Source organism: Stenotrophomonas sp. CCNWLW57 (assembly GCF_037203925.1).
GTDB classification, from domain to species: Bacteria; Pseudomonadota; Gammaproteobacteria; order Xanthomonadales; family Xanthomonadaceae; genus Stenotrophomonas; species Stenotrophomonas rhizophila_A.
In genome coordinates this window covers 780,439-793,281 of record NZ_JBBCBJ010000001.1, presented here as the reverse complement: position 1 = coordinate 793,281, position 12,843 = coordinate 780,439, and the positions used below count along the sequence as shown (strand labels likewise).

Sequence of the window (12,843 nt, the reverse complement as noted above, 5' to 3'; positions counted from 1 at the left end):
CACCTGGCATGGGCGCGCTGGCGTCTACCGATGCCCGCGTTCTTCCCTTGAACGTGCGCGCCGATCAAACAGCAATGCACTGAGGATGATGCCCAGCCCAAGGAATACACCGATCAGCATCAACGTGAATGCGATGGCCGGATACCCGAACAGGTGCCACCCGGTGTCTACCTTCATCATCATTGCTGCAGCAAGAATCAAGGCTGCAGTGACAATGCCCGCCGACACGCGGTTGGCGATCTTCTGCAGGTTTTCCATCAGCCGGGATTCTTCCAGCCCGGTCACTTTCATCTGCAGGCGGTTCTCGGCCAGCAGCGCGAGGATGTCCGACATCTTGCGCGGGCCCTCGCGAAGCAGCTGCTGCACTTCCATTGCTTCACTGGCCAGGTTGGCGGCCGACAGCGACTTCTTCAGGCGCGCACGCATGACGTGCTGCAGTTGGCGCTCGACGATGCGGCGCGTATCCAGGTCCGGCGACAGCAGCCGGCACACCGTCTCCAGATTCAGCAGCGCCTTGCCAAGCAGGCTCAGCTCCGGCGGCGTGCGCAGCCCGCTGGCGGTGGCGATGCGTACCAGGTCCAGCACCACGCGCCCTTCCGAGAACGTGCCGCTGGCGGCATAGCGCGCGATGACCTGGCCGGTTTCGCGCAGGTAGCGCTCTTCGTCGAAGGCTTCCAGTCGCGTGCTGATGCCGATGATCTCGTCGGCCACTTCTTCGCCGCGCCCGTCCACGGCGGCGAACAGCAGTTTCAACAGCCGCTCGCGCAGGCGCGGCGGCATGTGCGCCACCATGCCCAGGTCGAAGATTGCCAACCGGCCTTCGGGTGTGACCCGCAGGTTGCCCGGATGTGGATCGGCATGGATCTCACCATGCACGAAGATCTGGTCGATATAGCCACGGATCAGCGCCGCCGCCAGCGGTTCCATCGGCTCTTCGGTGCGGCGCACGTCGGGAATCATGTCCACGCGCACGCCCTGCGCCAGCTCCATGGTCAGCACGCGGTGGCTGCAGTAGTCCCAGATCGGCTGCGGCACCCACAGCGGCTTGAACGGACGCAGGTGCTGGCCGAAGCGCTGCAGGTTCTCGGCTTCGGCCTGGTAGTCCAGTTCCTGCATGAGCGTCTTGGCGAACTCGTTCAGCCAGTCGCGCAGGCGTACCCGGCGTCCCACCTGGGTGAGGTGGTCGGCGGCCAATGCGAAGCTGCGCAGTACCTCCAGGTCCGAGCGCAGCTGTGCTGCCACTTCCGGCTTCTGTACCTTTACCGCCACTTCGCGGCCGTCATGCAGCTGCGCGCGGTGCACCTGCGCGATGGACGCGCAGCCCAGCGGCACCGGATCGAAGCTGGAAAACAGCTTGGACACCGGCGCGCCCAGCTCCTGTTCGATGATGGTGTAGATGCGCTCGACCGGGATCGGCGCGACCTTCTCCTGCATCCGCTCCAGCGCGGTGGCGAATTCCACCGGCACCATGTCCGGGCGGGTGGAGAGCATCTGGCCGAGCTTGACGAAGGTCGGGCCGAGCGATTCCAGGTCGGTGACGAACTGCTCGGGGTTGCCCTCCGGCGGCAGGTCGTGGACCGCGCGCGAATCCAGGTTCATCCCGGAAAACACCCCGGAATGGCGGTAGCGCAGCAGCAGGCGCAGGATCTGGCTGCGGCGGTTCATGCCTTTGACCAGCGACGGCGAGCCGGGAACAACGGGCGTGGTATTCAAGCAGGGCTCCGGGGCAGGACAGATCGGCAGTGTCGCCGCAGGGCGGTGGTGGGGCGGTGAATCCGGCCGATCTTCCACGAACGTGCCCGGATCGGTCAGAATCGGCGCCACCCTCTGATTTCTGGATTGCCATGGCCGGTGCCAGCCTGTTTGCGTTGCTCGACGATATTGCCGCCCTGCTGGACGACGTTTCGATATTGACCAAGGTGGCGGCCAAGAAGACCGCCGGCGTGCTGGGCGACGACCTGGCGCTGAACGCGCAGCAGGTGACCGGGGTCAATGCCAACCGGGAACTGCCGGTGGTGTGGGCGGTGGCGAAGGGCTCGCTGGTGAACAAGGCGATCCTGGTGCCGGCGGCGCTGGCGATCAGCGCACTGGAAGCCTGGCTCAAGGGCAAGGGCTATCCGATCCCGATCGTGGTGCCGCTGATGATGATCGGCGGCGCGTTCCTCTGCTACGAAGGCGTGGAAAAGCTGGCGCACCGCTTCCTGCATTCGCAGGAGGAAGACGAGCAGCAGAAGGCGGCGCGGCTCAAGGCGCTGGCCGACGAGAAGGTCGACATGGTGGCGTGGGAGAAGGACAAGGTGAAGGGGGCGATCCGCACCGACTTCATCCTGTCGGCCGAAATCATCGTATTGTCGCTGGGCGTGGTATCGGCGGCGCCGTTCCTCAACCAGGTCACCGCGCTGGTGGTGATCGCGCTGGGCATGACGGTGTTCGTCTACGGGCTGGTGGCCGGCATCGTGAAGCTGGATGACGTGGGCCTGTACCTGTCGAAGAAGGGTGGGGCGATGGCGGCATTCGGCCGTGGCCTGGTGGCGTCGGCGCCCTGGCTGATGAAGTTCCTGTCGGTGGCCGGCACCCTGGCCATGTTCCTGGTCGGCGGCGGCATCCTGGTGCATAACGTGCCGGCGGTGCATCACTTCGTGCTGGGCATCGCCGGCAAGGTCGCGCCGTGGGGCTGGCTGGTGGAAGCGGGCGCGAACCTGGTGGTGGGTGTGGTGGCCGGTGCGATCGTGCTGGCGGCGGTGACCGCGTTCCAGAAGATGCGTGGGAAGACGCCGGCGCATTGACCACGCAACACAATGACAACCCAACGGTACCATCGGTCCACGGTCACCGGTCACCATCCAGTTGCGTGGTGGTATTCACCCAGCCTGGACGCGGTTCTTGCCTACGCGTTTGGCCGCATACAGCGCCGCATCCGCGCGCTTCAACAGGGCCTCGCCGGTTTCGCCGGGCTGCCACTGGCTCAGGCCCGCGCTGAAATGCACCAGCACCCGGTGCCCGTCCAGCTCCACCGGCCGCTGCGCCAGCGAGCGCTGCAGGCGCAGCACGGTGGACATGCTGTCGGCGCCCGGGGTTTCCGGCATCAGCAGCACGAACTCGTCACCACCGATACGCGCAATGGTGTCGGTACTGCGCAGCAGCAGCTGGCAGACCGTGACCAGGTGGCGCAGGATCGCGTCGCCACCGGGATGCCCGTAGCTGCTGTTGGTCTGGTGGAAATCGTCCAGGTCCAGCAGTGCCAGCGCCAGCGGATGTGAGTGCCGCTCCGCGCGGGCCAGCTCGCGTTCCAGCAGCTCGTCAAAGCCGCGCCGGTTAAGCGCGCCGGTCAGCGGATCGGTGCGCACCAGCCCGGACACATCGCGCAGTTCCTGTTCGAGTTCCGCAATGCGTGCCTCGGCCTGCTCGACCTCGCGGCGCGCGTTGCCCAGATGGTCGCGCGCCTGCAAGGCCTGCTCCTGCACCCGCCCGGTGTCCTCCAGCACGTCCTGCAGCAGCTGGTTGAGATCGGCGATGCTGCGCGCCTCCTTCAGCGCGAGCGCATAGCTGCTGATCCGGTCGTGGTACTCGCCGGTGCTGACCGCCATGCCGTCCAGGCGTTCGATGAAGCCGCCCATCAGGCTCTTCATGGCCGCCTTGGATTCGACGATGCCCTGCTTGAGCAGGCCCTGCTTGTAGATCACCTCGCGCAGGTTGGCGCGCGCCTGTTCGACCGAGTCGCGGTCCAGTGGCCCGCTGATCAGCGCGCGCACCGCATGCACCTGGCCGTGCAGCCAGCTGCTGTCGTCGAGCAGCTCGCCGATGTTGTCCAGCAGCAGGTCGAACAGGCTCAGCAGCAGTTCCTGCTGTTCCTGCCAGCCATCACTGCGCACCCCGATCTGGTGGGTCAGTTCGCGCAGCCGCAGTTCCAGCGGCTGCAGTGGCTGGCCGGGATGCCATTGGCGCAGGTCGGCGGCCAGCTGCACCGGCTCGTCCTTCAGTTCGGGCATGTTCTGCAGCAGGCTGGCCACGGTCACGCCCAGGGTCAGGCGCAGCAGCTCGCGCAGGCGCAGGCTGTCGGGCTGGCCGTCGGGGCTGTCCTGTTCGATGGTGCGGATGTACTTGTCGATCAGCTGGCGCATGGCGCGGCCATAGCTGACCCAGTCGGCACTGCGCTGCGCCGACTGCAGGCGCAGCCCCATGTCGCCCAGCTCGCCGGGCAGGGTGGACATGCCGTGGGCGAACGCGGCCAGCAGCGGTTCGGGCTGGTCGGCCCCGGCGAACAGGCGCTGCAGCATCGCGCTGCTGCCGCCCTTGAGCGCGGGGGCGTCCGCTGCCGCGCCGGCCGCGCTGTCCTTCGCCTGCCGGCGCAACAGCAGCCGACCCACGGCGGTGCCGGGGCTGGGGCTGGGAAGAGCGTCCTGCGGGTCCTTCATGCGGCGGGTCCTGGTGGGTCACCGGCTGCGGGCGCCGGACGGGGGGAGACGTTGGAACAGTATCGGCGGCGGTGTCGCGGGCTTGAACCCGGCGCTGTGCCACGATGGTAGGGAATCGGACGGCAGGAGTATGCGATGAAGGTGATGCTGGTGGGCGCGACCGGGCTGGTCGGCGGGCAGGTGCTGCAACACCTCCTGGACGACGGGCGCTGCGACGCGGTGGTGGCGCCGACACGGCGTGCGCTGGGGATATCCAGCCCCGCGCTGCTCAACCCGGTGGTGGACTTCGAGCAGCTGCCGCTGGATGCGGACTGGTGGGCGGTGGACGCGGTGATCTGCGCCTTGGGCAGCACGATCCGGCAGGCCGGCAGCCGCGAGGTGTTTGCCCGGATCGACCATGACTACCCGCTCCAGGTGGCGACGCAGGCGCGGGCACGTGGCGCGCATGCCTTCGTGTTGAATTCGGCGATGGGGGCGGACCCGGGCTCGCGGATCTTCTACAACCAGGTGAAGGGAAGGCTGGAGCAGGACCTGCGCGGTCTCGGCTACCCGTCGCTGACCCTGGTGCGACCGGGGCTGATCGGCGGCGAGCGCAGCGAGCGCCGCACCGGCGAGCACCTGGCCAGCTTGGTACTGGGCGCGCTGGGGCCGGTGCTGCCTCGCGCATGGCGGATTAATCCCGCCACGCGCATCGCCGCTGCGATGGTCGAAGCGGCACTGCAACCACAGCCTGGCGTCCATGTGATCGGATCCGCCCAACTGGCGTGATCCGCCATGCGCGAAAACGATGACGGCCACCCTGGGGTGGCCGTCATCGCATCAGACACATCCGGGCGGATGGATCAGTTCGCCAGCGCCAGGTCGTCCAGCATCGCGCGCAGGAAGCGCGCCGCTTCACCGCCGGTGGCAGCGCGGTGGTCGAACGTGACCGACAGCGGGATCACCTTGTGCGCTTCCACGCCTCCCATCACCGGGGTCATCTGGTGGCGGGCGCGCCCGGCACCGACGATGGCCACGCACGGCGGCACCACGACCGGGGTCGCGTAGCGGCCGGCGAACATGCCGAAGTTGGACAGCGAGATGGTGTAACCGCTCAGCTCGGAGGCCGCGATCGAACGTGCTTCCACCTGCTCGCGCAGGCGGTTCACGCCTTCGCGGATGCCACGCGCGTCCAGCACGTCGGCATTGCGCAGGGCGGGCACGAACAGGCCATCGTCGGTGTCCACCGCGATGCCCACGTCCACGTGCGCATGCAGGGTGCGGGTCAGCGCATCGCCATCGAACCAGGCATTGAGCGCCGGCACCTTCTGGCACCCCACCACGATGGCGCGCACCAGGCGGGCGGTGACGTCGTTGCCCGGCACCCAGGCGTGGATGTCGGCATCGTCGTTCAGCGTGGTCGGCACGACCTTGCTGTGCGCGTCGGCCATCACCCGCGCCATGTTGCGGCGCACGCCCTTCAGCGGTTCCGGCTGGCCCTTGGCCACCACGCCCGGCGGCTGGGTGCGCATCGGCTTGCCCGCAGCCGACAACGGGGCGCGGGCATCGGCAGCGCGGGAGACCGGTGCGGCAGCGGCCACCGGGGCAGCGGCTGCGGCAGGTGCACCGGCCGGTGCTGCCGGCGCGGCGCCCACCTTGGCGCTGCCATCGGCGGCGGCCTGCTTGACGTCGGCCATGGTCACCGCGCCATCGGCACCGGTGGCGCGCACGCGGCCCAGGTCCACGCCCAGCTTGCGCGCGGTGGCACGCACGGCCGGCACGGCCTTGACCCCGCCGACCGCCACCGCCTGTTCGGCGTGCACGGCATTGGAGCTCTGCATCGCGCCGACCACGGTGCCGGCGTCATCGCGCTCGGCGCCCGGCTTGGCGATCTCGCCACCGTCATCGGACGCCACCACCTTGTCGGGCTGGGCCGGGGCGGGCTGGCCGGTGCTCGGCGTGGCCGCCGGGGCAGCGTGACCATGGCTGTGGCCGGTGTCCTGGCCATCGGCGCGCTGCGGCAGGTTCGGGTCCAGTTCGAACTGGGCCAGCACGCTGCCGGTGGGAATGATGTCGCCGGCGCCGCCGGCCAGCTTCAGCACCTTGCCGGAGAACGGCGAGGGCACTTCAACCACGGCCTTGGCGGTCTCCATGGAGACCAGCGGCTCGTCGAGCGTGATCACGTCGCCTTCCTTGACGAACCACTCGACGATGGTGGCGTCGGGCAGGCCTTCGCCGAGGTCGGGCAGGTGGAAATTCTTGTTCTCACTCATGTGCAGTTCTCTTCCAGCAGTTCGAGATCGCGGGCCGGCAGCCAGCCCGTCGCGCCGTTCGCGCGTTCGGACCACCACCAGCCGCCGTGTTCATGATGCAGCTTGACCATTTCACCGCTGTCCACGTCCAGTTCGCGGGCGTCATAGTCGCGCAGCGCCTCTGCGCGACCATCGTCCAGCAGCTGCAACCACGCCACCGGTGCCCAGCCGGCACGCCCGTCATCGGTGCGTACCCAGGCAAACGCCGGCCATTCCTCGTCACGAACACCCAGTTCGACGATCTGGCCGGTGCGGAACCGGAGCGGATTGGGGTACTGGCTGCGGTACGGGCCCAGAAGTCTGGCCCGCATGTCAGCCCGCCGCCACCGCGCGTTTGGCCGCGCTCACGATCCGGTCCACGCTGGGCAGGTACTTCATTTCCAGGCGGAACAGCGGAATGTGGGTGTCGTAGCCGGTGACACGTTCGACCGGTGCCAGCAGGTCGTACAGCGATTCCTCGGCCAGGCGCGCGGCGATCTCCGCGCCGAAGCCCGCGGTCTTGGGGGCCTCCTGCACGATCACGCAGCGGCCGGTCTTGGCCACCGATTCGGCGATGGTGGCGAAGTCGAGCGGGCGCAGCGTGGCCACGTCGATCACTTCGGCACTGATGCCTTCGCCGGCCAGCTTGTCAGCCGCTTCCAGCGCTTCCTTCACCTGCGCGCCCCAGGTCACCAGGGTCACGTCGGTGCCGTCGCGCAGCACGAAGCAGACGTCCAGCGGCAGCGCTTCGCCATCGTTGACCACCACTTCCTTGTACTGGCGGTAGATGCGCTTGGGTTCCATGTAGATCACCGGATCCGGTTCGCGGATCGCGGCCAGCAGCAGGCCATAGGCGCGCTGCGGCGAGGACGGCAGCACCACGCGCAGGCCCGGCACGTTGGTGAAGATCGCCTCGTTGGCTTCGCTGTGGTGTTCCGGCGCGCGGATGCCGCCGCCCCACGGCACGCGCAGCACCATCGGGCAGTGCAGGCGGCCACGGGTGCGGTAACGCAGGCGTGCGGCGTGGCAGATGATGTGGTCCACCATCGGGTACATGAAGCCATCGAATTGGGCTTCGGCCACCGGCTTCATGCCCTGCGCAGCCAGGCCGATGGTCAGGCCGGCGATGGTGGTTTCATCCAGCGGGGTGTCCAGGATGCGGTCGGCGCCGAAGCGCTGCTGCAGGCCGGCGGTGGCGCGGAACACGCCGCCGTTGACGCCGACGTCCTCACCCAGCACCAGCACCGATTTGTCGTGTTCCAGCTCCCACGCCAGCGCCTGGGTGATGGCTTCGATGAGGGTGATGGGCGTGGTGGTCATGCTCTCTTCTCCGCGCGCGGTGGCAGCGCTGTCGGCGGCGTTGGTCTGCGCGCCGGGCGCGCCGTTCTTGATCTCATCCATGGCGCTGCTCCAAAGCAATCGCCTGTGCGCGCTGGGCCAGCAGGTCCTGCGGCGGATCGGCATACAGGAAGTCGAACATCGCCTCGACCGGCTGCACCGGGGTGTTGAGGTACAGGTTCACCTCTTCATCCACGCGCTTGCCGCACTCCACGGTCCAGGCCTGTTCCTCTTCCTCGCTCCACACGCCGGCACCGATCAGGTACTTGCGCAGGCGCAGCATCGGCTCGCGCTGCCAGGCATCCTTGACCTCGGCATCGTCGCGGTAGCGGCGCGCGTCATCGGCGGTGGTGTGGTCGGACAGGCGGTAGGTCATCAGTTCCAGCACCGTGCCGCCGTCGCCGGCCAGCGCGCGCTCGCGCGCCTGCAGCATGGCGGCCATCACCGCGATCAGGTCGTTGCCGTCCACCTGCAGGCAGTGCAGGCCACCGGCCAGGCCCTTCTGCGCCAGCGTTTCGGCACCGGTCTGGGCCGAACGCGGAACCGAGATGGCCCAGCCGTTGTTGACGATGCACAGGATCAGCGGGAGCTTGTAGGCACCGGCCGAGTTCAGTGCGGCATAGAAGTCGGTCTTGGAGCTGCCACCGTCACCGCAGACCGCCACGGCGATCTGCTTTTCCTGGTTGAGCTTGAACTTCAACGCCGCACCGGCGGCGTGCAGGCACTGGGTGGAAATCGGCACGCAGAACGGGAAGTCCTTGGCCGCGTTGCCGCCGTAGTCGTTGCCGCGCTCGTCGCCGCCCCAATACATCAGGACGTCGCGCGGGCGCACGCCACGCATGAACATCGCGCCGTACTCGCGGTAGGACGGCGCGAACACGTCGTCCTTCTGCATGGAAGCGCCGATGCCGACATGCGCGGCTTCGTGGCCCAGGCAGGCGGCGTAGGTACCCAGCTTGCCGGTGCGCTGCAACGCGATCGACTTGCCGTCGAACACGCGCACGAACAGCATCTGCTTGAACATCGGCAGCAGCGCGCGCGGGTCGCGCAGGGCTTCGGGCAGGTCATCGCGGACGAGCGTGCCGTCCGTGTCCAGGTACTGCAGGTATTCGATCTTGAACTCAGCGGCAACCGTCATTGCGTACTGCACCTTCGACAGGAAGTTACAAATGATATGAATTGCCATGTTAAGGAAGGCGTACGAAAAAGCCGTCCTGCGGCGCAGCAACTGTCCCGGGGGACATCCGCCCGGTATACCCCATCAGGGGCCCGGAAGGCCAATGGCTTCAACGTATTCAGTTGTATCAACGGGGCATGAGCGGACCGTGCCGGAGGGCGGTCGGCGGCAGGGCCTCACCGGCCTGCCGCGCAGAATCGGGTCCCCGCCCGATCACCACACGCCTGCGCATGGCAGACACCCCCCGCAGGCGCAGGTGGTGCGCTACCCTTTTGGCCCCCTCCAGCGGCCCCCGCCATGTCTGTCGACAAGAACCAACGCGACCTTGAAGCCGGTATCCACACCGACCTGGAGGGGCGCCTGACCTACGGCGGCTACCTGCGGCTGGACCAGCTGCTCTCGGCGCAGCAGCCGCTGTCCAATCCGCCGCACCACGACGAGATGCTCTTCATCATCCAGCACCAGACCTCGGAGCTGTGGCTGAAGCTGCTGGGGCATGAGCTGCGTGCGGCGATCGGGTTCCTGCAGCGCGACCAGGTCTGGCAGTGCCAGAAGGTGCTGGCGCGCAGCAAGCTGGTGCTGCGCCAGCTGACCGAACAGTGGTCGGTGCTGGAAACGCTGACCCCGTCGGAATACATGGGCTTCCGCGACGTGCTCGGCCCGTCGTCCGGCTTCCAGTCGCTGCAGTACCGCTACATCGAGTTCCTGCTGGGCAACAAGAACGCGCAGATGCTGCAGGTGTTCTCGCACGACCCGGAAGGCCAGGCACAGCTGCAGCAGGTGCTGGACGCGCCCAGCCTGTACGAGGAATTCCTGCGCTACCTGGCCCGCTTCGGGCACGCCATTCCGGCCGGTTACATCGACCGCGACTGGCGGCAGCCGCACGTGGCCGACGATGCGCTGCATCCGGTGTTCGAGCGGATCTACCAGAACACCGACCGCTACTGGCGCGAGTACGCGCTGTGCGAGGACCTGGTGGACCTGGAAACCGCCTTCCAGCTCTGGCGCTTCCGCCACATGCGCACCGTGATGCGGGTCATCGGCTTCAAGCGCGGCACCGGTGGTTCCAGCGGGGTGGGGTTCCTGCGCCAGGCGCTGGAGCTGACCTTCTTCCCGGAACTGTTCCAGGTGCGCACCACGATCCGCAACGACGACCCGATGCCGCCGGACGCATGAGCCGGCGGGCCTGTTCCCGGGCCTATTCATGTATTCCCGTGGCATCCACCGTACGGTGCGGGAAGCCCCGCCGTTGCTGCGCTGGCGGCTGTGGGGCGGTAGTTGCAGATGCAAGTTCAGCGACCATGCGGCCAGCTGCACACATCGGTGTGTATTTGACGTGAACGCCGTTGTTCTGGGATTCTCCCGCGTTGTTTCGCACATCGGACGTGCATGTCTTCCACCGAACCCAGGAATCCCGCATGAGCGTAGACGCCGCCGCGAAATCCGTTCCCGAACCGGCGTTGCCGGAGTTCAAGACCACGCTGGGCCACCCGCGCCCGCTGTGGATGCTGTTCATGACCGAGTTCTGGGAGCGCTTCGCGTTCTACGGGATCCGCTGGGCGCTGGTGCTGTACATCGTGGCCCAGTTCTTCGACGGCGACGCGGCCGGCCAGGCTGCAGCCAGCCGTACCTACGGTGCCTACCTGGCCCTGGTGTATGCCGCGGCCATCTTCGGTGGCTACGTGGCCGACCGGGTGCTGGGGTACCAGCGCTCGATCCTGACCGGCGCGGTGATCATGGCCGCCGGCCTGTTCATGGTGGCCATGCCCAACAAGGAAGTGTTCGAGTTCGGCCTGGCCACGATCATCATCGGCAACGGCCTGTTCAAGCCGAACATCTCCACCATGGTCGGCAAGCTGTACGGCCTGAAGGATGAGCGCCGCGATTCGGGCTTCACCATCTTCTACATGGGCATCAACGTCGGCGCGATGATCGCCCCGGTGCTTACCCAGTTCCTGGCCGAGAAGGTCTTCGGTACCGAAGCGATGCCGTCCTACAAGATGGTGTTCATCGCCTCGGGCATCGGCATGCTGCTCAGCCTGGTGTGGTTCTACGTCGGCCGCGCCGGCCTGAAGGGGATCGGTGCGCCGCCGGCCGGTGCCGAAGGCATGGGCCGCGTGGTGATGGTGTTCGTCGGTTCGCTGGTCGCCATTCCGGTCGCCTACTTCCTGCTGTCCACCGGCGCCACCGCGCTGGCCTGGATCCTTGGGGTGCTGTTCGTGGCGCTGGCGGTGCTGTTGCTGGTGGAAGGCATCCGCGAGGGCAAGGTGCAGCGCGACCGTGTGATCGCGATGCTGATCATCTTCGCCTTCAACGTCATGTTCTGGATGTTCTTCGAACAGGCCGGCAGCTCCTTCACCTTCCTGGCCGACAACATCGTCAACCGCAACCTGGGTGGCTGGACCTTCCCGACGGCGTGGTTCCAGTCGGTCAACTCCGTGGCGATCATCACCCTGGCCCCGATCGTGGCCTGGACCTGGATCAAGCTGGGCCGTGCCAATCCGTCCATTCCGCGCAAGTTCGGCCTGGGCCTGCTGTTCAACGGCGCGGCCTTCGCGCTGCTGATGCTGGCACTGTCGTCGATGGTCGTGGATGGCAAGATCCCGTTCTGGACGCTGTTCATGGTCTACGTCATCCAGTCGGTCGGTGAGCTGTGCCTGTCGCCGATCGGCCTGTCGATGGTGACCAAGCTGGCACCGGTGCGCCTGGTCGGCTTCGGCATGGGCGGCTGGTTCCTGTCCACCGGCATCGGCAACAACCTGTCGGGCATCTTTGCCGGCGCGGTGAGCGGCGAAGGCGGCATGACCGTCGATTCCGCGCTGAAGGGCTACACCTTCGGCTTCTGGGCGTTGATTGGTTCGGGCGCGGTGCTGTTCCTGATCGCCCCGCTGATCAACAAGCTGATGCACGGCGTCAAGTGAGGCCTGCCATGCGCATGAACACGTGGTGGTCCCCGATGATCGTGGCCGGCCTGCTGGCCGCCTGTTCGCCATCGGCACCCACCGCCGCGCCTGCGCAGCCGGTGGACACCACCGAACAGAAAGCACCGGTGGCCGATCCCAGCCAGCCGGTGGCGTCGGGCAACACCCCGGCCGCGGCGGATGTCGCCGCGGTCGCCGGGCTCAACGCGCAGTTCGATCCGGCCCGCGACCCGGTCGCCGACCTGGCCACGGCCAAGGTCGAGGCCCAGCGCGGCGGCAAGCGGATCGTGCTGGACGTGGGTGGGGAGTGGTGCTCGTGGTGCCACCTGCTGGACGCGTTCATCGGGGGTGATGCGGAGATCCGCAGCTTCCGCGATGCCAACTACGTCTGGATGAAGGTCAACTACAGCGAAGACAACGAGAACGCCGCGTTCCTGTCGCAGTTCCCGCAGATCAAGGGCTACCCGCACCTGTTCGTGCTGGATGCGCAGGGCACGCTGCTGCATTCGCAGTTCACCGGCGAGCTGGAGGCCGACAAGGGCCAGCCGAAGGGATACAACCGCGAACGCTTCTTCGCCTTCATGAAGGAATGGGCGCCGCCGACGGCGCCCTGAAAAACGCACCCCGCAGACCACGCCGGTAGAGCGGACTGTCAGTCCGCTGCGCTTGGCGCAATGGATGAATCAACGCCAGCGGACCACCGGTCCGCTCTACAGTTGCCC

At 67.4% G+C, this 12,843-nt stretch carries 10 protein-coding genes and 1 pseudogene; 5 read left to right on the top strand and 6 right to left on the bottom strand.

Annotated features, from left to right (window positions below):
* Positions 1-24: 24 nt before the first annotated feature.
* Positions 25-1,680, bottom strand: a pseudogene (locus tag V9K91_RS03500) (AarF/UbiB family protein); the annotation flags it as partial.
* A 164-nt stretch (positions 1,681-1,844) separates the two neighbouring features.
* On the opposite strand from V9K91_RS03500, the gene V9K91_RS03495 reads away from it, so the two are divergent.
* Complete coding sequence (locus V9K91_RS03495; RefSeq protein WP_210131234.1) at positions 1,845-2,786, top strand: DUF808 domain-containing protein; 942 nt, start codon at positions 1,845-1,847, stop codon at positions 2,784-2,786.
* 75 nt (positions 2,787-2,861) lie between these two features.
* On the opposite strand, the gene V9K91_RS03490 is transcribed toward V9K91_RS03495, so the two are convergent.
* A complete protein-coding gene (locus tag V9K91_RS03490) occupies positions 2,862-4,415 on the bottom strand; it encodes a GGDEF domain-containing protein (RefSeq protein ID WP_249833257.1) in 1,554 nt (517 codons plus the stop codon).
* Positions 4,416-4,550: 135 nt separating this feature from the next.
* On the opposite strand from V9K91_RS03490, the gene V9K91_RS03485 reads away from it, so the two are divergent.
* On the top strand, positions 4,551-5,183 hold the full coding sequence (locus V9K91_RS03485; RefSeq protein WP_336442691.1) for an NAD-dependent dehydratase: 633 nt from the start codon (positions 4,551-4,553) through the stop codon (positions 5,181-5,183).
* A gap of 74 nt (positions 5,184-5,257) precedes the next feature.
* On the opposite strand, the gene V9K91_RS03480 is transcribed toward V9K91_RS03485, so the two are convergent.
* The 4 genes from V9K91_RS03480 to pdhA are packed head-to-tail and all read right to left on the bottom strand — an operon-like array spanning position 5,258 to position 9,161.
* The gene (locus tag V9K91_RS03480) at positions 5,258-6,667 is read right to left on the bottom strand and encodes a dihydrolipoamide acetyltransferase family protein (RefSeq protein WP_249833255.1); all 1,410 of its coding nucleotides are present in this window, start codon (positions 6,665-6,667) and stop codon (positions 5,258-5,260) included.
* Positions 6,664-7,017: an SH3 domain-containing protein gene (locus V9K91_RS03475; RefSeq protein ID WP_068854313.1), complete on the bottom strand. Its 354-nt coding sequence runs from the start codon at positions 7,015-7,017 to the stop codon at positions 6,664-6,666. The genes V9K91_RS03480 and V9K91_RS03475 overlap by 4 nt, the downstream gene beginning before the upstream one ends.
* A gap of 1 nt (position 7,018) precedes the next feature.
* A complete protein-coding gene (locus V9K91_RS03470) occupies positions 7,019-8,086 on the bottom strand; it encodes an alpha-ketoacid dehydrogenase subunit beta (RefSeq protein WP_336442690.1) in 1,068 nt (355 codons plus the stop codon).
* A complete protein-coding gene (gene pdhA, locus V9K91_RS03465) occupies positions 8,079-9,161 on the bottom strand; it encodes a pyruvate dehydrogenase (acetyl-transferring) E1 component subunit alpha (RefSeq protein ID WP_068854311.1) in 1,083 nt (360 codons plus the stop codon). Before pdhA ends, V9K91_RS03470 begins: the two co-directional genes overlap by 8 nt.
* 336 nt (positions 9,162-9,497) lie before the next feature.
* Between pdhA and V9K91_RS03460 the strand changes: the two genes are divergently transcribed.
* The 3 genes from V9K91_RS03460 to V9K91_RS03450 all read left to right on the top strand — a co-directional run bounded on the left by V9K91_RS03460 (position 9,498) and on the right by V9K91_RS03450 (position 12,735).
* Positions 9,498-10,376 (top strand): tryptophan 2,3-dioxygenase family protein, encoded by an 879-nt coding sequence (locus V9K91_RS03460; RefSeq protein WP_093532748.1) that lies wholly within the window; start codon positions 9,498-9,500, stop codon positions 10,374-10,376.
* Positions 10,377-10,618: 242 nt separating this feature from the next.
* Positions 10,619-12,121 carry an oligopeptide:H+ symporter gene (locus V9K91_RS03455; protein ID WP_095363160.1) on the top strand — a complete coding sequence of 501 codons (1,503 nt, stop codon included), beginning with the start codon at positions 10,619-10,621 and terminating at the stop codon, positions 12,119-12,121.
* Between the two features lie 8 nt (positions 12,122-12,129).
* Entirely contained in the window at positions 12,130-12,735 is a 606-nt protein-coding gene (locus V9K91_RS03450; RefSeq protein ID WP_095363159.1) for a thioredoxin family protein, read from the top strand.
* Positions 12,736-12,843: the final 108 nt, after the last annotated feature.

Bases quoted from the DNA above. Each gene is read 5' to 3' on its own strand.
- V9K91_RS03450 (WP_095363159.1), top strand. From the start codon at position 12,130: ATGCGCATGAACACGTGGTGGTCCCCGATGATCGTGGCCGGCCTGCTG.
- V9K91_RS03460 (WP_093532748.1), top strand. From the start codon at position 9,498: ATGTCTGTCGACAAGAACCAACGCGACCTTGAAGCCGGTATCCACACC.
- V9K91_RS03490 (WP_249833257.1), bottom strand. From the start codon at position 4,415: ATGAAGGACCCGCAGGACGCTCTTCCCAGCCCCAGCCCCGGCACCGCC.
- V9K91_RS03480 (WP_249833255.1), bottom strand. From the start codon at position 6,667: ATGAGTGAGAACAAGAATTTCCACCTGCCCGACCTCGGCGAAGGCCTG.
- V9K91_RS03495 (WP_210131234.1), top strand. From the start codon at position 1,845: ATGGCCGGTGCCAGCCTGTTTGCGTTGCTCGACGATATTGCCGCCCTG.
- pdhA (WP_068854311.1), bottom strand. From the start codon at position 9,161: ATGACGGTTGCCGCTGAGTTCAAGATCGAATACCTGCAGTACCTGGAC.
- V9K91_RS03455 (WP_095363160.1), top strand. From the start codon at position 10,619: ATGAGCGTAGACGCCGCCGCGAAATCCGTTCCCGAACCGGCGTTGCCG.
- V9K91_RS03485 (WP_336442691.1), top strand. From the start codon at position 4,551: ATGAAGGTGATGCTGGTGGGCGCGACCGGGCTGGTCGGCGGGCAGGTG.
- V9K91_RS03470 (WP_336442690.1), bottom strand. From the start codon at position 8,086: ATGGATGAGATCAAGAACGGCGCGCCCGGCGCGCAGACCAACGCCGCC.
- V9K91_RS03475 (WP_068854313.1), bottom strand. From the start codon at position 7,017: ATGCGGGCCAGACTTCTGGGCCCGTACCGCAGCCAGTACCCCAATCCG.